The organism is Streptomyces coelicoflavus, from assembly GCF_003112555.1.
In the GTDB taxonomy this organism is placed as follows: domain Bacteria; phylum Actinomycetota; class Actinomycetes; order Streptomycetales; family Streptomycetaceae; genus Streptomyces; species Streptomyces coelicoflavus.
Window position 1 is genome coordinate 77,424 of sequence record NZ_BEWB01000010.1, and the last position, 23,304, is coordinate 100,727.

21 protein-coding genes are annotated in these 23,304 nt (G+C 72.8%); 14 read left to right on the forward strand and 7 right to left on the reverse strand.

The window, feature by feature from the left end:
• Window positions 1-12 precede the first annotated feature (12 nt).
• Window positions 13-1,338, reverse strand: coding sequence for a homogentisate 1,2-dioxygenase (hmgA, locus tag Sco07f_RS24160; protein WP_007447792.1), 1,326 nt, complete (start codon window positions 1,336-1,338; stop codon window positions 13-15).
• A 225-nt stretch (window positions 1,339-1,563) separates the two neighbouring features.
• Here hmgA and Sco07f_RS24165 point away from each other — a divergent pair, with 225 nt between their 5' ends.
• The 9 genes from Sco07f_RS24165 to Sco07f_RS24205 all read left to right on the forward strand — a co-directional run bounded on the left by Sco07f_RS24165 (window position 1,564) and on the right by Sco07f_RS24205 (window position 12,690).
• The gene (locus Sco07f_RS24165) at window positions 1,564-2,133 is read left to right on the forward strand and encodes a hypothetical protein (protein ID WP_108989188.1); all 570 of its coding nucleotides are present in this window, start codon (window positions 1,564-1,566) and stop codon (window positions 2,131-2,133) included.
• 103 nt (window positions 2,134-2,236) lie between these two features.
• Window positions 2,237-2,866, forward strand: coding sequence for a TetR/AcrR family transcriptional regulator (locus Sco07f_RS24170; protein ID WP_007447788.1), 630 nt, complete (start codon window positions 2,237-2,239; stop codon window positions 2,864-2,866).
• Window positions 2,867-2,978: 112 nt separating this feature from the next.
• The gene (locus Sco07f_RS24175; protein ID WP_108989189.1) at window positions 2,979-5,228 is read left to right on the forward strand and encodes a molybdopterin-dependent oxidoreductase; all 2,250 of its coding nucleotides are present in this window, start codon (window positions 2,979-2,981) and stop codon (window positions 5,226-5,228) included.
• A 124-nt stretch (window positions 5,229-5,352) separates the two neighbouring features.
• Window positions 5,353-6,807 (forward strand): CitMHS family transporter, encoded by a 1,455-nt coding sequence (locus tag Sco07f_RS24180; protein WP_108989190.1) that lies wholly within the window; start codon window positions 5,353-5,355, stop codon window positions 6,805-6,807.
• A 151-nt stretch (window positions 6,808-6,958) separates the two neighbouring features.
• Window positions 6,959-8,212: an MFS transporter gene (locus Sco07f_RS24185; RefSeq protein ID WP_108989191.1), complete on the forward strand. Its 1,254-nt coding sequence runs from the start codon at window positions 6,959-6,961 to the stop codon at window positions 8,210-8,212.
• 2 nt (window positions 8,213-8,214) lie between these two features.
• Entirely contained in the window at window positions 8,215-8,418 is a 204-nt protein-coding gene (locus Sco07f_RS24190) for a hypothetical protein (RefSeq protein ID WP_087791779.1), read from the forward strand.
• Between the two features lie 307 nt (window positions 8,419-8,725).
• Entirely contained in the window at window positions 8,726-10,063 is a 1,338-nt protein-coding gene (locus tag Sco07f_RS24195) for an ABC transporter ATP-binding protein (protein ID WP_054103224.1), read from the forward strand.
• A gap of 121 nt (window positions 10,064-10,184) precedes the next feature.
• Complete coding sequence (locus Sco07f_RS24200) at window positions 10,185-11,573, forward strand: aldehyde dehydrogenase family protein (RefSeq protein ID WP_108989192.1); 1,389 nt, start codon at window positions 10,185-10,187, stop codon at window positions 11,571-11,573.
• 19 nt (window positions 11,574-11,592) lie between these two features.
• On the forward strand, window positions 11,593-12,690 hold the full coding sequence (locus Sco07f_RS24205) for a Zn-dependent alcohol dehydrogenase (RefSeq protein ID WP_108989193.1): 1,098 nt from the start codon (window positions 11,593-11,595) through the stop codon (window positions 12,688-12,690).
• A gap of 137 nt (window positions 12,691-12,827) precedes the next feature.
• On the opposite strand, the gene Sco07f_RS24210 is transcribed toward Sco07f_RS24205, so the two are convergent.
• The 3 genes from Sco07f_RS24210 to Sco07f_RS24220 all read right to left on the reverse strand — a co-directional run bounded on the left by Sco07f_RS24210 (window position 12,828) and on the right by Sco07f_RS24220 (window position 15,279).
• Window positions 12,828-13,790 (reverse strand): DMT family transporter, encoded by a 963-nt coding sequence (locus Sco07f_RS24210; RefSeq protein WP_007388306.1) that lies wholly within the window; start codon window positions 13,788-13,790, stop codon window positions 12,828-12,830.
• Window positions 13,791-13,867: 77 nt separating this feature from the next.
• Window positions 13,868-14,581, reverse strand: coding sequence for an ArsR/SmtB family transcription factor (locus tag Sco07f_RS24215; RefSeq protein WP_108989194.1), 714 nt, complete (start codon window positions 14,579-14,581; stop codon window positions 13,868-13,870).
• Window positions 14,582-14,637: 56 nt separating this feature from the next.
• Entirely contained in the window at window positions 14,638-15,279 is a 642-nt protein-coding gene (locus Sco07f_RS24220) for a TetR/AcrR family transcriptional regulator (protein ID WP_108989195.1), read from the reverse strand.
• A 139-nt stretch (window positions 15,280-15,418) separates the two neighbouring features.
• Here Sco07f_RS24220 and Sco07f_RS24225 point away from each other — a divergent pair, with 139 nt between their 5' ends.
• The 3 genes from Sco07f_RS24225 (at window position 15,419) to Sco07f_RS24235 (ending at window position 17,648) form a co-directional block, all read left to right on the forward strand.
• Window positions 15,419-16,570, forward strand: coding sequence for an acyl-CoA dehydrogenase family protein (locus Sco07f_RS24225; protein WP_054103218.1), 1,152 nt, complete (start codon window positions 15,419-15,421; stop codon window positions 16,568-16,570).
• A 61-nt stretch (window positions 16,571-16,631) separates the two neighbouring features.
• The gene (locus Sco07f_RS24230) at window positions 16,632-16,946 is read left to right on the forward strand and encodes a YiaA/YiaB family inner membrane protein (protein WP_007388283.1); all 315 of its coding nucleotides are present in this window, start codon (window positions 16,632-16,634) and stop codon (window positions 16,944-16,946) included.
• Window positions 16,947-17,006: 60 nt separating this feature from the next.
• On the forward strand, window positions 17,007-17,648 hold the full coding sequence (locus Sco07f_RS24235) for a TetR/AcrR family transcriptional regulator (protein ID WP_007388282.1): 642 nt from the start codon (window positions 17,007-17,009) through the stop codon (window positions 17,646-17,648).
• Window positions 17,649-17,673: 25 nt separating this feature from the next.
• Here the strand turns inward: Sco07f_RS24235 and Sco07f_RS24240 are convergent, their stop codons facing one another.
• On the reverse strand, window positions 17,674-18,135 hold the full coding sequence (locus tag Sco07f_RS24240) for a MaoC family dehydratase (RefSeq protein ID WP_087791791.1): 462 nt from the start codon (window positions 18,133-18,135) through the stop codon (window positions 17,674-17,676).
• Between the two features lie 115 nt (window positions 18,136-18,250).
• Between Sco07f_RS24240 and soxR the strand changes: the two genes are divergently transcribed.
• Window positions 18,251-18,778, forward strand: coding sequence for a redox-sensitive transcriptional activator SoxR (gene soxR, locus Sco07f_RS24245; RefSeq protein WP_042822123.1), 528 nt, complete (start codon window positions 18,251-18,253; stop codon window positions 18,776-18,778).
• 53 nt (window positions 18,779-18,831) lie between these two features.
• On the opposite strand, the gene Sco07f_RS24250 is transcribed toward soxR, so the two are convergent.
• Window positions 18,832-19,569, reverse strand: coding sequence for a 3-keto-5-aminohexanoate cleavage protein (locus tag Sco07f_RS24250; protein WP_167468204.1), 738 nt, complete (start codon window positions 19,567-19,569; stop codon window positions 18,832-18,834).
• Window positions 19,570-19,666: 97 nt separating this feature from the next.
• On the reverse strand, window positions 19,667-20,269 hold the full coding sequence (locus tag Sco07f_RS24255) for a hypothetical protein (protein ID WP_007388301.1): 603 nt from the start codon (window positions 20,267-20,269) through the stop codon (window positions 19,667-19,669).
• A gap of 221 nt (window positions 20,270-20,490) precedes the next feature.
• Between Sco07f_RS24255 and Sco07f_RS24265 the strand changes: the two genes are divergently transcribed.
• Window positions 20,491-23,301, forward strand: a complete 2,811-nt coding sequence (locus Sco07f_RS24265; protein WP_167468205.1) for a penicillin acylase family protein — start codon at window positions 20,491-20,493, stop codon at window positions 23,299-23,301.
• The last annotated feature ends 3 nt before the right edge of the window (window positions 23,302-23,304 follow it).

Here is a 23,304-nt window from a genome sequence, read left to right on the forward strand (position 1 = left end):
GTAGGGGAAACCTCAGTGCAAGGGGCGGAAGTGCCGCTCCAGGCCCTGCCAGACGTCGTCGTAGCGGGGCTGGAGGTGCTCGGCGCGGGCCGCCTGGGGGGTGAGGGTCACCGGCCACCGCGTCTCGAACATGAACGCCAGCCCGTCGTCGATCCGCTGCGGCTTCAGCTCGGCGGCGCTCGCCCGGTCGAAGGTCTCACGGTCCGGGCCGTGCGCCGACATCATGTTGTGCAGCGAACCGCCGCCCGGCACGAAGCCCTCCGCCTTCGCGTCGTAGGCGCCCTCGATCAGGCCCATGTACTCGCTCATCACGTTCCGGTGGAAGTACGGCGGCCGGAAGGTGTCCTCGCCCACCAGCCAGCGCGGCGCGAACACCACGAAGTCCACGCCCGCCAGGCCCGGGGTGTCCGACGGCGAGGTGAGCACGGTGAAGATCGAGGGGTCCGGGTGGTCGTACGAGATGGTGCCGATGACGTTGAAACGGCGCAGGTCGTAGACGTAGGGCACGTGGTTGCCGTGCCAGGCGACCACGTCCAGCGGGGAGTGGTCGTACTCGGCGGTCCAGAGGTTGCCGCAGAACTTGTTGACCACCTCCACCGGGCCCGCCGTGCTCTCGTCGTCCTCGTAGGCGGCGACCGGCGCCCGGAAGTCCCGGGCGTTGGCCAGGCCGTTGGCGCCGATCGGGCCGAGGTCGGGGAGCTGGAACGGCGCGCCGTAGTTCTCGCAGACGTAGCCGCGGGCGTCTTCGTCCAGCAGCTGGACGCGGAAGCGGACCCCGCGCGGGATCAGCGCCACGTCCCCCGGCTCGGCGTGCAGCAGCCCGAACTCGGTGCGCAGCAGCAGGCCGCCGCGCTCCGGGACGATCAGCAGCTCGCCGTCCGCGTCGCTGAAGACGCGCTCCATGGAGGCGGTCGCGTGGTAGAGGTGCACGGCCATGCCGATGCGCTGGGTCGCGTCGCCGTTGCCGCCGAGCGTCCACAGTCCCTCGACGAAGTCCGTGGCGGGCCCGGGCACCGGCAGCGGGTTCCACCGCAGGCGGTTCGGGTCCGGCACGGCCTGGTTGAAGGGCGCCGTGCGGATCGTGCCGTTGCCCGCGCGGGTGAACGCCGGGTGTGCGGCCGAGGGACGGATCCGGTACAGCCACGAACGCCGGTTGTGTGCCCTCGGCTCGGTGAACGCCGTGCCGCTCAGCTGTTCCGCGTACAGGCCCAGCGGTGCCCGCTGCGGCGAGTTCCGGCCCTCGGGCAGTGCGCCCGCCACCGCCTCCGAGCTGTGCTCGTTGCCGAAACCGGACAGATAGGCCAGCCCCTCGGCGGTCTTCCGCGCGTCCCCGCTCATCGCTCGCTCCCTCGCAACCCGAATCCTCGCAACCCGATTCCTATGGCACACCGTAGGATTGCGGTTTCCCCAGCGCAAGAGGGCGCTCGTGCAAGAGGGCACTCGCGCGGGGCGGCATGAGAGGACTTCCCCGCTTCCCTCCTTCTTGGCCGTCCGTCGCAGGGATGACCGGAACCACACCCCCGGGGGATCCGGACTGTCGGACCCGTGTTCTAGTCTCACGTCATGTCGTGGACGCGGGGAGTGCTCGCCGTGCTCGCGGTCTGTGTCCTGCTGTTGACGGGATCGGCGGGCTGCGGCTCCGGTGACGTGGATGAGCCGGGGGCCGGAGATTCGGTCGCGCCGGTGGGCAGGCTGCTCGACGCCACCGACGAGCAGGGCCGGCGCTATCGCGAGGTGGACGCCGAGCACGCGCCCGAGGTCGGGATCGAGGTGCAGCCCGAGGCCGACGACACCTGGGACGTCCGCCTGACCGTCCGCGACTTCAGGTTCTCGCCGGACGGCACGGAGGAGAAGGCGGTGGCCGGCCGCGGCGTGGCCCACCTCTTCCTCGACGGCGACCACCTCACCCGCCTGCGCGGCCCCCGCTACCGCCTCGCAGCCGACCTGGTGTCGCGCGGCACCCACCAGCTCACGGTCCGCCTGTACGCCGACGACGGCACCGTCTGGGCCGTCGACGGCGAGCCCGTCGAGAGCACGGCGGACATCACGGCGTCGGACGCCGAGCCGACCGGGGCGACCGAGCCGGAGGAGATCGAGGGCCGGACGGTCACCGAACCGGCGGCGGAGCGGTGACGGCGGCGGCCGTCCGCCCCCGGCGCTCCGGGGGACGGGATCCGCGAGGCGTACCCCGCCGTACCGGAGGCGGCGGTTCACCCGACCGGCCCCGCAGGGCATCATGAGGACCGTGTCCCACGCGACCCCGCTCCGCCGTGCCCCCGTGCAGCGCCGCAGCGCCGAACGGCTGACCCGGATCCTCGACGCCTGCGCCGACCTCCTCGACGAGGTCGGGTACGACGCCCTGAGCACCCGGGCCGTGGCGCTGCGCGCGGACGTCCCCATCGGGTCGGTCTACCGCTTCTTCGGCAACAAGCGGCAGATGGCCGACGCCCTGGCCCAGCGCAACCTGGAACGCTACGTGGAACGCGTGACCGAACGGCTGACGGAGACGGACTCGGGTCCGGACGGCGGCGGCTGGCGTGCCGCGCTGGACGCCGTGCTCGACGAGTACCTCGCGATGAAGCGGACCGCGCCCGGCTTCTCCCTGATCGACTTCGGCAACCAGATCCCGGTCGGCGACCGCCACGCCGTCCCCAACCACCGCGTCGCCGAGCGGCTCACCGAGCTGCTCTCCGGCTACCTGGGCCGCCGCCCCGACGAAGACATGCGCCGCGTCTTCCTCGTCGCCGTGGAGACCGCCGACACCCTCGTGCAGCTCGCCTTCCGGGTCGCACCGGACGGGGACGAGAAGATCATCGAGGAGGCCCGGGAGCTGCTGCGGGCGTATCTGGGACGCGTACTCGACTGACGGAACGGGGCGCCCGGCGACGTCCAGGCGTCCGGCCGACCCCTCCCCAACATGCGTACCGGTCGGTATGCTCGCTCGCGACGAGTGCCACCGCCGCGTCCCGGGAGGACCCGTGTCCCGCACCGCCCTGCGCATCTGCCCCCTCTGCGAGGCCACCTGCGGCCTGACCCTCACCGTCGACGGCAGCACGGTCACGGCCGCCCGCGGGGACCGCGACGACGTCTTCAGCCGCGGCTTCATCTGCCCCAAGGGCGCCGCCTTCGGGGCCGTCGACTCCGACCCCGACCGGCTGCGCACGCCCCTGGTGCGCAGGGACGGCGTGCTGCGCGAGGCCGGCTGGGAGGAGGCGTTCGACGCGGTCGCCGCCGGTGTCCGGCCGGTCGTCGAGCGGTACGGGCCGCACGCCGTCGGCGTCGTCCTCGGCAACCCCAACGTCCACACCATGGCCGGCGCCCTCTACCCGAACGTCCTGCTCGGCGCCCTCGGCACCCGCAGCCTCTTCACCGCGTCCACGCTCGACCAGATGCCCAAGCACGTCTCCAGCGGCCTGCTCTTCGGCGACGCCAACGCCATCCCGGTGCCCGACCTCGACCGCACCGACCACCTGCTGCTCATCGGCGCCAACCCGCTGGAGTCCAACGGCAGTCTGTGCACCGCACCCGACTTCCCCGGCCGTCTCAAGGCCCTCCGGGCCCGCGGCGGCACCCTCACCGTCGTCGACCCGCGCCGCACCCGCACCGCGAAGCTCGCCGGCCGGCACGTGGCGATCCGCCCCGGCACCGACGCGCTGCTGCTCGCGGCGATGGTCCACGTGCTGTACGAGGAGGACCTGGCCGACCTCGGCGCCCTCGCCCCGCACGTCGAAGGGACCGACGACGTCCGGGACGCCGTACGCGACTTCACCCCCGAGTCCGTCGCCGCCGCCTGCGACGTGGACGCCGACGTGACGCGCGCCCTCGCCCGCGAACTCGCCGCCGCACCCACCGCCGCCGTCTACGGCCGCATCGGCAGCTGCACCGTCCCGCACGGCACCCTCGCCAGCTGGCTCGTGGACGTCCTCAACATCCTCACCGGCAACCTCGACCGGCCCGGCGGCGCCCTCTTCCCGCAGGCCGCCACCGACCGGACCCCGCGCCCCGCCGGACCCGGCCGCGGGTTCGCGCTGGGCCGCTGGCACTCCCGGGCGAGCGGACACCCCGAGGCGAAGGGCGAACTGCCGCTGTCCGCCCTCGCCGAGGAGATCGACACCGCGACCGACGCGGGCGAACCCGTCCGCGCGCTGCTCACCGTCGCCGCCAACCCGGTCCTGTCCGCGCCCGACGGCGACCGGCTCGACAAGGCACTGGGCTCCCTCGACTTCATGGTCAGCGTCGACCCGTACCTCAACGAGACCTCCCGCCACGCCGACGTCGTCCTGCCGCCGCCCCCGCCGGCCCAGAGCCCGCACCACGACTTCGCCTTCAACACCCTCGCCGTGCGCAACCAGGTCCGCTACACCCGTCCCGCGGTCCCGCTGGAGCCCGGCCGGATGGCCGAGACGGAGATCCTCGCCCGGCTCACCCTGGCCGTCACCGGCGCGCACGGCACCGATCCCGCCGCCGTCGACTCCATGGTGATCGAGCAGACCCTCGCCAAGGCCGTGCGCGAGCCGCACTCGCCCGTGCACGGCCGCGACCCCGGCGAACTCACCGCCCTGCTCACCGGAGAGAACGGCCCCGAACGCCGCCTCGACCTGATGCTGCGCCTCGGCCCCTACGGCGACGGCTTCGGCGCCCGGCCGGACGGGCTGACCCTGGAGCGGCTCCTCGCCCACCCGCACGGCATCGACCTCGGCCCGCTGCGCCCGCGCCTGCCGCAGCCGCTGAAGACCCGCAGCGGCAAGGTGGAGCTGCTCCCGGGACCGATCGCCGCCGACCTGCCGCGCCTGCGGCAGGCCCTCGCCGAAGCCGGCCGGCCCGCCGGGCTCGTCCTCGTCGGCCGCCGCCACCTGCGCTCCAACAACAGCTGGATGCACAACATCCCGGTCCTCACCAGCGGTTCCAACCGCTGCACCCTGCACCTGCACCCCGAGGACGCCGCACGGCTGGGCGTGCGCGACGCGCAGCCCGTGCGCGTGAAGGGGCCCGGGGGAGCGGTGACCGCCCCCGCCGAGGTCACCGACACCGTCCGCCCCGGCGTGGTCAGCCTCCCGCACGGCTGGGGCCACGACCGGCCCGGCACCCGCCAGACCCACGCCGCCGGTGCTCCCGGCGTCAACGTCAACCAGCTCCTCGACGGCAGCATGCTCGACCCGCTCTCGGGCAACGCCGTCCTCAACGGCGTACCCGTAACGCTCACACCGCTGACCGACGCAAAGCTGTGACCTGGAGTTTTGCGCTTATTGCTCGCATGTCAACGTCTTGTTAACGCTCCATGGCGCCACCTAACGTCGCTCGCGACCGCCTGCCCCGGTGGGATGTTCAAGGGCGAACGTTAGGTACTCACTCATGCTGACCATCCTCGGCTTCGCCATGATCGCGACCTTCCTGGTCCTGATCATGATGAAGAAGATGTCGCCGATCGCGGCGCTCGTGCTGATCCCCGCATTGTTCTGCGTGATCGTCGGCAAGGGCGCCCATCTCGGCGACTACGTCATCGACGGCGTGTCCAGCCTCGCCCCCACCGCGGCGATGCTCATGTTCGCGATCGTCTACTTCGGGGTGATGATCGACGTCGGGCTCTTCGACCCGATCGTCCGGGCCATCCTGAAGTTCTGCAAGGCCGACCCGATGCGCATCGTCGTCGGCACGGCGCTGCTCGCCGCGATCGTCTCGCTGGACGGCGACGGGTCCACCACCTTCATGATCACGGTGTCGGCGATGTACCCGCTGTACAAGCGGCTGAAGATGAGCCTGGTCGTGATGACCGGTGTCGCCGCGATGGCCAACGGTGTGATGAACACGCTGCCCTGGGGCGGCCCCACCGCCCGCGCCGCCACGGCGCTGAAGGTCGACGCCACCGACATCTTCGTCCCCATGATCCCGGCCCTGGCCGTCGGCCTCGTCGCGGTCGTCGTCCTGGCGTACGTGCTCGGTCTGCGCGAGCGCAGGCGGGTGGGCACGCTGTCGCTGGACGGGGCGCCGGTGCGGGAGCCCGAGCCGGAGAGCGAGACGGTGCTGGTCGGTGCGGGTGCGGGTGTGGCCTCCGGGGGGTCCGGTGCGCGTGCCGGTGCTGGTGCCGGTGCGGCTCGCGGTGCCGCGGGGGGCTCCGGCGCGGCGGGCGACCGGGACGCCGAGTCCGGCGGTGAGTCCGACGACGACTTCAAGGGTCTCGACCCGAACCGGCCCACCCTGCGGCCCAAGCTGTACTGGTTCAACGCGCTGCTCACGGTCGCGCTGCTCACCGCCATGATCATGGAGCTGCTGCCGATCCCGGTGCTCTTCCTGATCGGCGCCGCGCTCGCCCTCACCGTCAACTTCCCGCACATCCCCGACCAGAAGGCCCGCATCGCGGCCCACGCCGACAACGTCCTCAACGTCTCCGGCATGGTCTTCGCCGCCGCCGTCTTCACCGGCGTCCTCACCGGCACCGGCATGGTCGACCACATGGCCAACTGGCTCGTGGACACCATTCCCGACGGCATGGGTCCGCAGATGGGCCTGGTCACCGGACTGCTGAGCCTGCCGCTGACCTACTTCATGTCGAACGACGGCTTCTACTTCGGCGTCCTGCCGGTGCTCGCCGAGGCCGGCCAGGCGCACGGCGTGTCGACGCTGGAGATCGCCCGCGCCTCGATCGTCGGCCAGCCCCTGCACATGTCCAGCCCGCTCGTTCCGGCCGTGTACGTCCTGGTCGGCATGGCCAAGGTCGAGTTCGGCGACCACACGCGGTTCGTGGTGAAGTGGGCCGTCCTGACGAGCCTGGTGATCCTCGCGGCGGGCATCGTGTTCGGCATCATCTGACCGACGGAGAACAACCGACGGAGAACGACCGACGGAGAACGACCGACGGAGAACGACCGACGGAGAACGACCGACGGAGAACGACCGACGGAGAACGACCGACGGAGAACCCCCGGCGGAGATCGTCGGATCATCGGAAGGGAACACGATCATGGTGCCCGGTGGGAACCGCGGCTGGCTGCTCCGCCTCGTCATCGCCTTCGGCTTCGCACAGGCCGCGGTGTCGATGGCCCGGCCCGCCGTCTCCTACCGGGCCCTCGCACTCGGCGCCGACGAACGGGCCGTCGGTGTCATCGCCGGTGTGTACGCGCTGCTGCCGCTGTTCGCCGCCGTTCCGCTGGGCCGCCGCACCGACCACGGCCGCTGTGCGCCGCTGCTGCCCGTCGGGGTGGTGCTCATCGCCGGGGGCTGCGCGCTGAGCGGCGTCGCCGGGTCCCTGTGGGCGATGGCCCTGTGGAGCGGTGTGATGGGCCTCGGGCACCTCTGCTTCGTGATCGGCGCCCAGTCCCTGGTCGCCCGCCAGTCCGCGCCGCACGAACAGGACCGCAACTTCGGCCACTTCACCATCGGCGCCTCGCTCGGCCAGCTGATCGGTCCCATCGCCGCGGGCGCGCTGATCGGCGGCCCCGACATGGCCGACAGCAGCGCGCTCGCCCTGGTGGTGGCGGGCGCGGGCGCGGCGGTCGCCTTCACGTCCCTGTGGCGCATAGAGCACCCGGGGGCCGCCAAGTCCCGTACGCGGCAGGGCGCGCGTGTCCCGGTGGGCGGCATCCTGCGGGCCCGGGGTGTGCCCGCGGGCATCCTGATCAGTCTCTCGGTGCTGTCCGCGACCGACATCCTCACCGCCTACCTGCCGGTGGTCGGCGAACACCGGGGGATCTCCCCGGCCGTGATCGGCGTACTGCTCAGCCTGCGGGCCGCCGCCACGATCGCCTGCCGGCTGGTGCTGACGCCCCTGCTGCGGCTGCTCGGCCGCACGGTGCTGCTCACCGTCACCTGTCTGCTGGCCGCCCTGCTGTGCGCCGGCGTCGCGCTGCCGGTGCCGGTGTGGGCGCTCGCCGCGATGCTGGTCGTCCTCGGCTTCTGCCTGGGCGTCGGGCAGCCCCTGTCCATGACGACGGTCGTGCAGGCGGCCCCCGACGAGGCGCGCTCCACGGCCCTCGCGCTGCGCCTGACCGGCAACCGGCTCGGCCAGGTCGCCGCACCCGCGGCCGCGGGCCTGATCGCGGGCGTCGCGGGCGTGGCCGCGCCGTTCGTGATGCTGGGTGGCCTTCTGCTGCTCTCTTCGGGCATCGCCCTGCGGGCCCCCTCGGCGGACCTGCCCGACCGGCGGCGTCCGGCGGTCGGGCAGGATGTCCCGGACCGGGCCGGCGGACGCCGGCCGTGCCGTGAACCGAAGGGATGAGCATGATCCTCATCGTTCTGTCCGCCGTCCTGCTCCTCGTCGTCGGCGGCTGCGCCTGCGTCGTGTGGGCGGCCCGCGGCGGCCCGCCCTGGACGCGCGCGGTGGCGACGGCGACCCTGGCGGCGGGCGAGCTGGTCCGCTCCTCCCGCCGCTCCGGCGGCCGCCGCGGAGGCGGCGGCGACTCGGACGGCTCGTCGGACGGCTGACCCGGTGGCTGGAACGGCCGCTGGTCCGGCGGCTGGTCCGGCGGCTGATCCGGTGGCTGCCACGACTGCCGATCGGGCGGCCGACACGGTGCCCAGCCCCGGCATGATCGCGTAGTGAGACGCCCCGCCCCCTGAATTCGGCCGTCCGCTTTCTCACCAGATGGACGGTCGCGCCGAGATGTCGTCCGGTGTCTTCCCCCGGCCGGGCACGGTCCGTTAACTTCCGTGACTCACACGCCCCGTACGACCCGCACGAGGGCGACCGACCGCGGAGCACCAGCGCTCAGTGAGCCCCGGGGGCACCTCCATGACACGCGCCATCACCCTGCACGACGTGAGCAAGACCTACGCGCGAGGCGTCCGCGTGGTGGACCGGCTGTCGCTGGACATCGCGCCGGGCGAGTTCCTCGTCCTGCTGGGTCCCTCCGGCTGCGGCAAGTCGACCGTGCTGCGCATGATCGCCGGGCTGGAGGAGATCACCGACGGGGAGCTGATGCTGGACGGCGCCTACGCCAACGACCTGCTCCCGGCCGAGCGGCGCATGGCCATGGTCTTCCAGAACTTCGCCCTGTACCCCAACATGACCACCCGCGGGAACATCGGCTTCCCGCTGCGCGTCGAGGACCCGCAGACCGACCACACCCCCCGCGTGGACGCCACCGCCCGGATGCTCGGCATCGAGGACCTGCTCGACCGCTTTCCCGCCCAGCTCTCCGGCGGCGAACGCCAGCGGGTCGCCATGGGGCGGGCCATCTCCCGCCACCCCAGCGCCTTCCTGATGGACGAGCCGCTGTCCAACCTCGACGCCAAACTCCGCAACCACCTGCGCGCCGAGATCACCCGGCTGACCCGGGAGCTGGGCGTCACCACGATCTACGTCACCCACGACCAGTCCGAGGCCATGTCCCTCGGCGACCGCGTCGCCGTGCTGCGCGGCGGGATCCTGCAGCAGGTGGACACCCCGCGCGCCGTCTACGCCCTGCCCCGCAACGTCTTCGTCGCCGCCTTCATCGGCACCCCGCGCATCAACCTGCTGCGCGGTCTCGTACGCGCCCCGCTGGACGGGGCGATGACCATCAGTCTCGGCAAGCAGTTCCTGCGCCTGCCCGAACCGCTGTCCCTGGACCACCAGTTGCTCCGGGTCCAGCAGGGCCGCGAGGTGATCGTGGGCCTGCGCTCGGAGGCCGTACGGATCGCCAAGCCCTCGTCCGCCCGCCCCGGCGAGGTGCTGCTCACCGGGCTCGTGGAGCACGTCGAGTTCCAGGGGCACGAAGTGCTCGTGCACTTCAACACCGGTTCGCGGCCGGCCGTCGTGCCCGACCTGGAGGCCCCGCGCCTGTCGACCCGCCCCGACAGGCGCCGCCGCCGCGACGGCACGGTCCTGGAGCGGCTGAGGGAACGGGCGGGTGCGCTGCGCGCCGGCCCGGTGGTCGTCATGGACGAACCGCCGGAGCCCGAGCCCGTCGTCGCCAGCCCCGACGGCCGCCTCCCCGGCGACCTGATCGTCCGGACCACGCCCGACACCGAACTCCGACACGGCATGCAGGTGCCCCTGCTCGTCGACCTCGCCCACCTGTTCGTCTTCGACCAGCACGGCGACCGCATCTGCCCGGCCCCGGCGCGGCTGCCCGAGCTGGAGGAGTGATCCGGCACAGATTTCGCACTCCGGGAGGGTGAGCCGCGCCACCATCGGGGGAGCCCCTGGTGCCGTAAAACTATCGGCGCTAGTTTGGGGCTGACGACGAGGCCCGCCCGGAAGGAACGCGATGAAGGCACACGACGGCATGTACATCGACGGAGCCTGGCGCCCCGCCGACGGCCGGGACACGATCGACGTCGTGAACCCGGCCGACGAGCAGGTGATCGGCCGCGTCCCCGCGGGCAACGCCCTGGACGTCGACACCGCCGTACGGGCCGCCCGCGCCGCGCTGCCCGGCTGGGCCGCCACCCCGCCCGCCGAGCGCGCCGCACGGCTGGCCGCCCTGCGGGACGTGCTCGTGGCCCGAAAGGACGAGGTCGCGGAGACGGTCACCGCGGAGCTGGGCGCCCCGCTGAAGCTCTCCCAGGCCGTGCACGCCGCCGTCCCCGTCGCGGTCGCCGGGTCCTACGCCGAGCTGGCGGCGACGTACGCCTTCGAGGAGAAGGCCGGTACGTCCGTCGTCCACCACGAGCCGGTCGGCGTGGTCGGTGCCATCACTCCCTGGAACTATCCGCTCCACCAGATCGTCGCCAAGGTCGCCCCGGCCCTCGCGGCCGGCTGCACGATCGTGCTCAAGCCCGCCGAGGACACCCCGCTCACCGCCCAGCTCTTCGCCGAGGCGGTGCACGAGGCGGGCGTCCCGGCCGGCGTCTTCAACCTGGTCACCGGCCTCGGCCCGGTCGCGGGCCAGGCGCTCGCCGAACACCCCGGCGTGGACCTGGTCTCCTTCACCGGCTCCACCGCCGTCGGCCGCCGCATCGGCGCCACCGCGGGCGCCGCCGTCAAGCGGGTCGCCCTCGAACTCGGCGGCAAGTCCGCCAACGTCATCCTCCCGAGCGCCGACCTCGCCAGGGCCGTGAACGTCGGCGTCGCCAACGTCATGTCCAACTCCGGCCAGACGTGCAGCGCCTGGACCCGCATGCTCGTCCACCGCGACCAGTACGACGAGGCCGTGGCGCTCGCCGCCGAGGCCGCCGCGAAGTACGGCGACCGGATCGGCCCCGTCGTCAACGCCAAGCAGCAGGAGCGGGTGCGCGGCTACATCGAGAAGGGCGTCGCCGAGGGCGCGCGCCTGGTCGCGGGCGGCCCCGAAGCCCCGCGCGAGCAGGGGTACTTCGTCAGCCCGACGGTCTTCGCCGACGTCACCGAGGAGATGACCATCGCCCAGGAGGAGATCTTCGGGCCGGTCCTGTCCATCCTCCGCTACGAGGACGAGGACGACGCCCTGCGCATCGCCAACGGCACGGTCTACGGCCTCGCCGGCGCCGTCTGGGCCGGGGACGAGGCCGAGGCGGTCGCCTTCGCCCGCCGCATGGACACCGGGCAGGTCGACATCAACGGTGGCCGGTTCAACCCGCTGGCGCCCTTCGGCGGCTACAAGCAGTCAGGCGTGGGCCGCGAACTGGGCGCCCACGGGCTCGCCGAGTACCTCCAGACCAAGTCCCTCCAGTACTAGCCCGGGAGTCGTCCACGTCATGGCCGTCCGTACCGCAGTCCGTGCCGCCGTCGTCCCCGCCGTAGGCGCCCCCCTGGAGGTCACCGGGATCGAGCTGCCCGAACCCGGCCCGGGGCAGGTCCGGGTGAGGCTCGCCGCCGCCGGGGTCTGCCACTCCGACCTGTCCCTGTCCAACGGCACCATGCGCGTGCCGTTGCCCGCCGTCCTCGGCCACGAGGGCGCCGGCACCGTCGTCGCCGTCGGCGAGGGCGTCACCCACGTCGCACCCGGCGACGCGGTCGTCCTCAACTGGGCCCCGTCCTGCGGCGCCTGCCACGCCTGCTCGCTGGGCGAGGTCTGGCTGTGCGCGAACGCCCTGGCCGGCGCGGCGAACGTGCACGCCCGCCGCGCCGACGACGGCACCGACCTGCACCCCGGCCTGAACGTCGCCGCGTTCGCCGAGGAGACGGTGGTGTCCGCGTCCTGCCTCCTGCCCGCCCCCGAGGGCATTCCCCTCACCGAGGCGGCGCTCCTCGGCTGCGCCGTCCTCACCGGCTACGGAGCCGTCCACCACTCGGCGAAGGTCCGCGAGGGCGAGACGGTCGCGGTCTTCGGCGCCGGGGGAGTGGGCCTCGCGACCCTCCAGGCGGCCCGGATCGCGGGCGCGTCGAAGATCGTCGCCGTCGACGTGTCCCCCGACAAGGAGGAACTGGCCCGCGCCGCGGGCGCCACCGACTACCTCCTCGCCTCCGACACCACCGCCCGCGAGATCCGCGCCCTCACCGGCAAGCAGGGCGTCGACGTCGCCGTGGAGTGCGTGGGCCGCGCGGCCACCATCCGCACCGCCTGGGAATCCACCCGGCGGGGCGGCCGCACCACGGTCGTCGGCATCGGCGGCAAGGACCAGCAGGTCACCTTCAACGCCCTGGAGATCTTCCACTGGGGCCGCACCCTGTCCGGCTGCGTCTACGGCAACGCCGACCCCGCCCGCGACCTCCCGGTCATCGCCGCACACGCCCGTGCCGGCCGCCTCGACCTCGGCGCCCTGGTCACGGAACGCATCGCCCTGGACGGCATCCCGGCCGCCTTCGAGAACATGCTCGCGGGCAAGGGCGGGCGGGCACTGGTGGTGTTCTAGCCCCGGGCCGTGCCTTCGAGGCGTGGCTGGTGCGCGGGTGCGGACCCGTTCCGGTGTGCGCGGCCGTGCGTCGCCGTGAGCCGCCCCGGAGGCCCCGGCGGCGTCTTGGCGGTGCTGGGGTGCTGCGGGGCGGGTGGCTAGACCCGCCCCGCGTCCTCCTGCCGGGGCTCCGCCGTGGGCTCGGCCCTCTCCGGGGTCGCTGCCGGGGCCGCCGCCGCGCGCCGCCGGGACCGCGACACCGCCACGCCCGCCAGACACAGGGCGCCGCCCGCCAGCGTGAGCAGCCCCGGCACCTCGCCCAGCGCCAGCCAGGACATCAGCACGACCAGCGCGGGCACGGCGTACGTGGTCGCGCCCATGCGGCCGGCGGTCGTACGGGCCAGCGCGTACGCCCACGTCGTGAAGGCCAGCGCGGTCGGGAACACGCCCAGGTAGACCATGTTGAGCGTCGCGGAGGCCGGCGCCTCGGCCGCCTCCCGCACCAGCTGACCCGTGAACGGCAGGCAGAGCACCGCCCCGACCAGGCAGCCGAACGTCGTCACCTGAAGCGCGCTCGCGTGCGCCAGTGCGGGCTTCTGCGCGACCACCCCGCCCGCGTACGCCACCGCGGCCAGCAGGCACAGCACCACCCCGAACAGCGAGGAGCCGCCCTCGCCGGACATCGACAGGCCCACCGTCACCGCACCGGCGAACGACACCGCCATCCCCGCCAGCAGCCGCGGCGGCAGCGCGTCGCCCAGCAGCCGGGCACCCAGCAGCGCGATGAGGATCGGGCCGACGTTCACCACCAGGGCGGCCGTACCGGCGTCCACCTGCTGCTCGCCCCAGTTCAGGACGACCATGTAGAAGCCGAACCACAGCAGCCCCGATATCGCGATCCCGCGCCAGGCCGGACGCGGCGGCAGCCCCTCCCGGCGCAGGAGGCAGATCAGCCCGAGCGCCAGCACGCCCGACAGCAGCCGGCCGAGCGCCAGCGCGCCCGGCGAGTACACCTCGCCCGCGCTGCGGATGGAGACGAAGGCGGAGGCCCACAGCACGACGGTGACGGTGGCCGCGCCGGCGGCGAACAGTTCCGGACGGCGGGACGGGGTGGTACGCATCATGCTCCCGAGACTAGGAGGAGAAGGAAGGGACGACCGGCGGATTTCGGACGGGGAGCCGGTGCCGGGCCGGGCGCTCAGCGCAGCGCCGCCGCACCGATGTCCAGCAGTCGGGACAGCGCCCGCTCACCCGCGGACGTCACCTTCACCGCCCGCTCGGACCCGATGCGCACGCACCAGCCGGCGTCCAGGGCGTGCCGGCACAGCGCCGCGCCCGCCACGCCCGCGAGGTGCGGACGGCGTTCCGTCCAGTCCAGGCACGCCCGGGCCAGCGGCCGGCGACCGGTGGGGCGCAGCGGGATTCCGGCGGCGTCGAACCAGCCGAGGCCCGCGTCCGTGAGCGCGAACCCGGTGTCCTGGCGCAGCAGTCCGCGCCCGGTCAGCGCGTCGGTCACCGCGATGCCGAGCCGCCCGGCGAGATGGTCGTAGCAGGTGCGTCCCCGGGCCATCGCGGACCCGGCGCTCGACGCCCGCAGGGTGCGGGGACGCCGGGCGGCGGCGTCGGGCGCCACCTGCGCCGCCAAGTCCTCCACGAGCTGTGCGACCCGGTCGTCGGCCAGCCGCACGTACCGGTGCCGCCCCTGCCGTTCCTCGGCGAGCAGTCCGCCCGCGACGAGTTTGCCCAGGTGCTCGCTGAGCGTCGACGCGGCGACCCCGGCGTGCCGGGCCAGCTCACCGGCGGTCCACGCCCGCCCGTCCAGCAGGGCCAGCAGACAGGCGGCCCGCGTCTCGTCGGCGATCAGCCCGGCCAGCCGGGCGAGGCCGGGGGCCCCGGCGTCCTTCTCGGTCATGCGTCCAGAATGGGCCACGCACGGTTCGGCGGGCACCGAAGTGTGGCCGGAACCTCTCAGACGCCCTGCGAGACCTGCGCGTACTGCTGCGCCAGCCCGTCCAGCAGTGCCGTCAGACCGGTCTCGAAGGCCCGCTCGTCGATCTTCTCCTGCTGTTCGGCCAGCAGGTGGGCCTGCTGGAGGTGCGGGTAGTCGGCGGGGTCGTAGGCGCCGGCGTCGGTCACGAAGCCGCCGGCGAAGGAGCCGAGCGCCGAGCCCATGATGAAGTACCGCATCAGCGCGCCGATGGACGTGGCCTGCGCCGGGGGCCAGCCCGCCCGGACCATCGCGCCGTAGACGGCGTCCGCGAGGTGCAGCGCGGCCGGGCGGCGGCCGGGCCCGTGGGCCAGCACCGGGACGATGTTGGGATGGTCGCGCAGCGCCGTCCGGTAGGAGACGGCCCAGTCGTGCAGCGCGGTCCGCCACTCCCGCCCGTCCTCGAACATCGACAGGTCGACCTGCGCGCTCACCGAGTCGGCGACGGCCTCGAGGATCTCGTCCTTGGTGCGGAAGTGGTTGTAGAGCGAGGGCCCGCTGACCCCCAGTTCCGCGGCCAGCCGGCGCGTGGAGACGGCCGCGAGGCCCTCCGCGTCCACCAGCGCGCGGGCCGTCTCGACGATCCGGTCGGTGCTCAGCAGGGGCTTGCGCGGTCGGGCCATGGCGCACATAGTAGGGCTGCGCGTATAAACTAGCAGTGCTAATTTAAATGTACGGCTTTCCATGTACTTCCTGTGCTGCTTGTACTGCTTGCGCCGCTTGTACCGTTTCCAAGATCTCTTTCCTGTGGGGTGACTCGGCATGAACCTGGAGCTCAGCGAGGAGCAGACCGCCGTACGGCAGCTCGCGCGGGACTTCGTGTCCCGTGAGATCGCCCCGCACGTCGTCGCGTGGGACCGTGCCGAGGAGGTGGACCGGGGCATCGTGAAGAAGCTCGGCGAGGTCGGGTTCCTCGGGCTCACGATCGACGAGGAGTACGGCGGCTCGGGCGGAGACCACCTCGCGTACTGCCTGGTCACGGAGGAGCTGGGGCGCGGCGACAGCTCCGTGCGCGGGATCGTCTCCGTCTCCCTCGGCCTGGTCGCCAAGACCGTCGCCGCCTGGGGGAGCGAGGAGCAGAAGCGGCGCTGGCTGCCCGGCCTGACCTCCGGCGAGTACGTCGGCTGCTTCGGCCTCACCGAGCCCGGCACGGGGTCGGACGCGGGCAACCTCTCCACCCGCGCGGTGCGCGACGGCGACGACTACGTCGTCAACGGCACCAAGATGTTCATCACCAACGGCACCTGGGCCGACGTCGTCCTGCTCTTCGCCCGCTCCACCGACGCGCCCGGGCACAAGGGCGTCTCCGCCTTCCTCGTGCCCACCGACACGCCCGGCCTGACCCGGCGCACCATCCACGGCAAGCTCGGGCTGCGCGGCCAGGCCACCGCCGAACTGGTCCTGGAGGACGTCCGCGTCCCCGCCTCGGCGATGCTGGCCCCCGAGGGCAAGGGCTTCTCGGTCGCCATGTCGGCCCTCGCCAAGGGGCGGATGTCGGTCGCGGCCGGCTGCGTCGGCATAGCCCAGGCCGCGCTGGACGCGGCCGTGAAGTACGCGGGGGAGCGCGAGCAGTTCGGCAAAACCATCGCCCACCACCAGCTGGTGCAGGAGCTGATCAGCGACATCGCCCTCGACGTGGACGCGGCCCGGCTGCTGACCTGGCGGGTCGCCGACCTGATCGACCGCGGGCAGCCCTTCACCGTCGAGTCCTCCAAGGCCAAGCTCTTCGCCTCGGAGGCCGCCGTCCGCGCCGCCAACAACGCCCTCCAGGTCTTCGGCGGCTACGGCTACATCGACGAGTACCCGGCCGGCAAGCTGCTGCGCGACGCCCGTGTGATGACCCTCTACGAGGGCACCAGTCAGATCCAGAAGCTCGTCATCGGGCGGGCGCTGACCGGGGTTTCGGCGTTCTGAGTACCCGACCTGAGTATCTCGGCGGATGTGGCCGGCGCCACATCCGCCGACCCTTGTCCCCATGAGTGAGACACCGGTCAAGCAGCAGAACACGGCGGCCTTCTACGGTCAGGCCGTCGCCTCGTTCTCGGTGGCCATGGCCGCCACCGCCATCGGCATCTACCAGCTCCAGGCCGACGCCTGGGTGCGGGCCTTCCTCGCCATCGCCGTCCTGTACCTCGTCACGTCGGCCTTCACCCTGGCCAAGATCATCCGTGACCGCCAGGAGGTCGGCCAGATAGTGAGCCGGGTGGACCAGGCGCGGCTCGACAAGATCCTCGTCGAGCACGACCCCTTCCAGAAGCCGGGCGGCGCCCCCGCGGGCCAGCGCCCCTAAGCGGTCGCTCACCTTCGGCGGTATGGTGGTGCTCCTGTCACCGAGAGGGGCGAACAAGCGATGAGTACGGCGGCCGAGACGACGGGCGGCGACATCGAGCCGTGGGAAGAGGTCACGCCCGACGCGGCCCGGCGGCTCCTGGTCGCCGCCGTGGAGGCGTTCGCCGAACGCGGGTACCACGCGACCACGACCCGCGACATCGCCGGCCGGGCCGGCATGAGCCCGGCCGCGCTCTACATCCACTACAAGACCAAGGAAGAGCTGCTCCACCGCATCAGCCGCATCGGTCACACCCGGGCGGTGGCCATCCTCCGCTCCGCGGCCCAGGGCGAGGGCGGTGCCACCGAACGGCTCGCCGACGCGGTGAGCTCCTTCGTCCGCTGGCACGCCGGCCGCCGCACGACGGCGCGGGTCGTGCAGTACGAACTGGACGCGCTCGGGCCCGAGGCCCGCGAGGAGATCCTCACGCTCCGCCGGCAGTGCGACGCCGCGGTGCGCGGCATCATCGACGACGGTGTGGCGGCGGGCGAGTTCGACGTGCCGGACGTCAAGGGCACGACGCTGGCCGTGCTGTCGCTCTGCATCGACGTGGCCCGCTGGTTCAACGTGAACGGCCCCCGGACGCCCGACGAGGTCGGCGCGCTCTACGCCGACCTCGTGCTGCGCATGGTGGGAGCCCGGGACCGCTCCGGCGCGGCCTAGGAAGTGTCCGCCGGACAGGCCCCGGTCAGACGTAGTAGCGCGAGACGGACTCGGCGACGCACACCGGCTTGTCGCCGCCCTCGCGCTCCACGGTGAAGGCGACGCTCACCTGGACGCCGCCCTTGACGTCCTCGACCCCCGTGATCGTCGCCGTGGCGCGCAGGCGCGAGCCGACCGGGACGGGGGAGGGGAAACGGACCTTGTTGGTGCCGTAGTTGACGCCCATCTTCACGCCCTCGACCTGGATCAGCTGCGGTCCGAAGAGGGGCAGCAGCGACAGGGTCAGATAGCCGTGCGCGATCGTGGTGCCGAACGGCCCGGCGGCCGCCTTCGCCGGGTCCACGTGGATCCACTGGTGGTCCCCGGTCGCCTCCGCGAACAGGTCGATCCGCTTCTGGTCGACCTCCACCCAGTCGGTGTACCCCAGCTGCTCGCCCACCGCCGCCTTCACGTCGTCGGCGGACGCGAAGATCCTCGGCTCTGCCATGTTCCGGCCTCCCAAGTCACACAGTTTGACTAAGCGACTGCTTAGCATGGTGGTCCCCGCGGCCCGTGTCAACGAGCCCGCCGGACGGGTGACCAAGGTCGGTAGGGTTCGAGGGGTGCCGCAGATTCCAGAGAAGATCCAAGAGCTCACGGTCGGCCAGCTCGCCGCACGCAGCGGCGCCGCCGTCTCCGCCCTGCACTTCTACGAGTCCAAGGGCCTGATCCACAGCCGCCGGACCTCGGGCAACCAGCGCCGCTACAGCCGTGACGCGCTGCGCCGGGTCGCCTTCGTCCGCGCCGCGCAGCGGGTCGGCATCCCGCTGGCCACGATCCGCGAGGCGCTCGCGGAGCTGCCGGAGGGACGCACCCCCACCGAGGAGGACTGGGCCCGGCTCTCCCGGTCCTGGCGCTCCGAACTGGACGAGCGGATCAAACAGCTCAACCGGCTGCGCGACCACCTCACCGACTGCATCGGCTGCGGCTGCCTGTCCCTGGAGACCTGTGTCCTGTCCAACCCCGACGACGCCTTCGGCGAACGCAGCGCCGGCTCGCGCCTGCTCGTGGAGCGACGGGCCTCCGCCACCGGGGGCGGCCGACGGCCGAGCCGCGCACAGGAGCCGGAGGTGCCGTGCTGCGGCGACTGACCGCGCGGTGAACCCGGCCCGGTGACCGCGAGGTGAACCGGTCCGGCCGCCCGTCAGCCGTCGCCGCGTCGCGCCGAGGCCCACTCCCTCGTCCCCGCGACGACCAGTTCGGCGTTCGAGGCGGCCCGGCCGCCGTCCGGCAGGAACAGGGTGTCCTCCAGGCCGGTCCGGGGCGCCAGGCCCAGCCGGCCGGCCAGCCGCAGCACCGGCCACGCCCCGCCGTCCTCGCCGTGGAGCAGGACGGGGCGGCCGTGAGCGGCGCCGAGGGCGGTGAGCAGGGCGCGCGCCGAGTCCCGGGCGGTCGCCGGGTCGGTGTCCGTGACCTCCGCCAGGACCCGCAGCACCTTCGGCCCGAGCGGTGAGTCCAGGAAGCGGGCCGCCCCGTCCGTGCCGGACCACACACCCGCCTCCACTCCCACCCCGCGCTCGATCAGGGCGGCGGCCGTCTCCTCGGCGCCCGGTTCGTGCCAGTTGACCGACGCGTGGTCGGGCAGCACCGTCCAACTCGCTATCCGTGCCACCCGCGCCGCCGGATCCGGCTCGGCCCAGGCGCCCGTCGTCACGCCGACCGGCACGCGCGCCGGAACCCGGGCCCGGATCGCCGTCAGCGTCGCGGCGAGGACGCGCGGCGACAACGTGTCCCGTCCGCACGGTGTCTTCGGGTGGACGTGGACGTCCGTGGCGCCGGCGGCGACCGCGTCGGCCACCGAGCCGGCGATCGCCTCCGGCGACAGCGGCACCGCGGCGCCGTCGGCGCCGCCCCGCGCCCCGTTCACACACAACTGCACCATTCCCCCATGGTGCCGGGCGTCACCGACAACGCCCGCCGGGCTCCGTGCCGTACCGGCCACCGGGGGTGCGGCATCGCCGGCGCACCCCCGCGGCCGGTCACGCCGACATCAGCAACCGGCCCCGCCGGGCGTCCGCCCGCGCGCCCGGGGTGAGGACGGGCCGCGGCACGAGGATGCCGCAGTCCGTGCAGACGGGGCCCGTCGAGGGCTCGTGGTCCAGGTCGTACTTCCACACGAGGCGCTCGCCGTGGCACACCGGGCACACCGAGCCCGGTTCACGCTCCAGCGCCGCGATCAGCCGGCGCAGCACCTCCGCCAGCGGCCCGTCGGGGTGGATCCGGGGATCGTCGCACCAGGCCACCCCGAAACCGCCCCAGGTCAGCCGGTGCCAGTCGTCCGTGCTGCCGGGCCTGCGCAGCCCGTCGTGCTTCTCCTTCCTGCGCCGCTCGGCGAACTCGACCTCGTAGGCCAGCCACACCGAACGCGCCTCCTCCAGCTCCTCCAGTGCGGCCACGAGCCGCGCTGGGTCGGGGGAGCGGTCCTCGGGACCGAACCCGGCCCGGGAGCAGAGATGGTCCCAGGTCGCCCTGTGCCCATAAGGGGCAAAACGCTCAAGGCACTTGCGCAGCGAATAGCGCCGCAGCGCCAGGTCGCACCGTGGATCGCGGACCTGTCTCGCCAGACTTCGGAAACCGGCCATCGCCCTGCACCTCCGTCACACCTGCACCTGTACTCGGCTCATTTCGGCGTCGTCGTACGGACGTCGCCGAATAGACGTATCGACAACCGATTCGGCTCCATCCGATTTCCGATGCCCCCCATAAGCCGATCCACCCGCTCCAAAAAGTGACGCATGTTCATCTTCCCACTCGGGGATACCGGCGGTAACGTCCCGCCACACCCCCGTCGGGAGGAGCTGCCATGCCACGGCGCACCCCACGCAACGCCCTCGACAGACTGAGAACTCCCCGCGGCTTCCACGGGTTCCTGAAGACCGCATCCGTATGCGCGCTCATTGCCGGAGTTTTGTCACCGCTTTCCCCGGCGATGGCCGCCGAGACCGCGTCCACCGAGGTCACGGCCGCCCAAGCGGCCCCCAACGACCACTGCGGCGGCCAGTGTTCCGACATCCTGCCGCCCGGCCAGAACGGCAACGCCACCCTCGCCCAGATCCTCCTCAACCAGGCGTTCGGCACCCAGCCCGCGCACGCCGAGGACCAGCTCGGCCCCTACGCGAACCTCGCCACCGGCTACAAGGGCCTCACCAACGACAAGATCAACGACTTCTTCAACGACGCCTCCTTCGGCGTCCCGGACGGCCAGGCCGCCTCCACCGTCCGCCCCGCCGGACGCGACGACGTGACCATCGTCCGCGACAAGAGGACCGGTGTGCCGCACATCACCGGCACCACCCGCTACGGCACCGAGTTCGGCGCGGGCTACGCGGCCGCACAGGACCGGCTCTGGCTGATGGACCTCTTCCGGCACGTCGGACGCGGCCAGTTGACCCCCTTCGCCGGCGGCGCCCCCGCCAACCAGGGCCTGGAACAGCAGTTCTGGCGCAGCGCCCCCTACACCGAGGCCGACCTGGAGGCGCAGATCGAGAGCGCCGCCGCCAAGGCCGGGGAGCGCGGCGAGCTGGCCCTGGCCGACGTGGACGCCTACGTCGCCGGTGTCAACGCCTACATCGACGCCTCCGACAAGGGCCGCTACTTCCCCGGCGAGTACGTCCTGACCGGACACAAGGACGCCATCACCAACGCCGGCACCATCGAGCACTTCAAGCGGTCCGACCTGATCGCCCTGGCCTCCGTCATCGGCTCCCTCTTCGGCGCCGGAGGCGGCGGCGAGGTCACCAACGCGCTCTCCCTCCTCGCCGCCCAGGAGAAGTACGGCGTCGCCGAGGGCACCGAGGTCTGGGAGTCCTTCCGCCAGCGCAACGACCCCGAGGCCGTCCTCACCCAGCAGGACGGCAGCTTCCCGTACCTGCCCACCCCGGACGACCCGCAGGGCCGCGCCCTGCCCGACGCCGGCTCGGTCGAGGCGGAACCGCTGGTGTACGACCGTACGGGCAGCGCGGGTGCGGCGAGTGCGACCGGTGCCTCCGCGAAGGCGGCGGACGCGGCCGTGTCCTCGGCGCGGCGCGGCATGTCCAACGCCCTCGTCGTCAGCGGCGAGCACACCGCGAGCGGCCACCCGGTCGCCGTCTTCGGACCGCAGACCGGCTACTTCGCCCCGCAACTGCTCATGCTCCAGGAGATCCAGGGCCCCGGCATCAGCGCCCGCGGCGCCTCCTTCGCGGGCCTGAGCATGTACGTCGAACTCGGCCGAGGCCAGGACTACGCCTGGAGCGCGACCACCTCCGGCCAGGACATCATCGACACCTACGCGGTCGAGCTGTGCCAGGACGACTACCACTACCTCTACCGCGGCACCTGCACGCCCATGGAGAAGGTAGAGCGGCACAACGCCTGGAAGCCGACCGTCGCCGACTCCACCGCCGCAGGCTCCTACACGATGCGCGTCTGGCGCACCAAGTACGGCCCCGTCGAGTCCCGCGCCACGGTCGACGGCAAGAAGGTCGCCTACACCACCCTGCGCTCCTCCTACCTCCACGAGGCCGACTCCATCATCGGCTTCCAGATGCTGAACGACCCGGACTACCTCAACAGCCCGGAGCGCTTCCAGGAAGCCGTCCAGCACATCAACTACACCTTCAACTGGTTCTACGCCGACTCCGAGCACACCGCGTACTACAACAGCGGCGACAACCCGGTACGGGCGGGCGGCGTCGACGCCGAGTTCCCGGTCTGGGCCCGGCCGGCGTACGAGTGGCAGGGCTGGGACCCGGCCGGCAACACCGCCCGGTACACCGGCGCGTCCGCCCACCCGCAGTCGGTCGACCAGGACTACTACATCTCCTGGAACAACAAGCAGGCCAAGGACTACCCGGCCGCCTCCTGGGGCAACGGCTCCGTCCACCGGGGCAACCTCCTCGACGACCGGGTGAGGAAACTGGTCGCCGAAGGCGGCGTCACCCGCACCGCGCTGGTCAAGGCCATGGCCGAGGCGGCCCTCGCCGACCTGCGCGCCGAGGACGTCCTGCCCGACCTGCTGAAGGTGGTCGAGTCCGCGCCGGTGACCGACCCGGCGGCCAAGTCGGCCGTGGACGGGCTGAAGGCGTGGCTGTCGGACGGCGGCGGCCTGCGCACGGAGACCTCGGCGGGATCCAGGAAGTACGCGCACGCCGACGCGATCCGCACCCTGGACGCCTGGTGGCCGCTGCTGGTGAAGGCCGAGTTCGAACCCGGCCTCGGCACCGACCTGTACACCGCCTTCACCCGCAACCTGCCCGTCGACGAGTCACCGTCCGCCGCCCACGGCCCGACCGGCGCCCACGCCGGCAGCGCCTTCCAGTACGGCTGGTGGAGCTATGTCGACAAGGACATCCGGTCCGTGCTCGGTGAGTCCGTCAAGGGCCCGCTGGCACACACCTACTGCGGCGACGGCGACCTCGCCGCCTGCCGGGACACCCTGGTCTCCACCCTGAAGGAGGCGGCGGGCCGCACGGCCGCCCAGGTCTATCCCGGCGACGACAGCTGCTCGGCCGGGGACCAGTGGTGCGCCGACTCGGTGATCCACCGCACCCTCGGAGGCATCAAGCACGGCGGCATCAGCTGGCAGAACCGGCCGACCTACCAGCAGGTCGTGGAGTTCACCTCCCACCGGTGACCG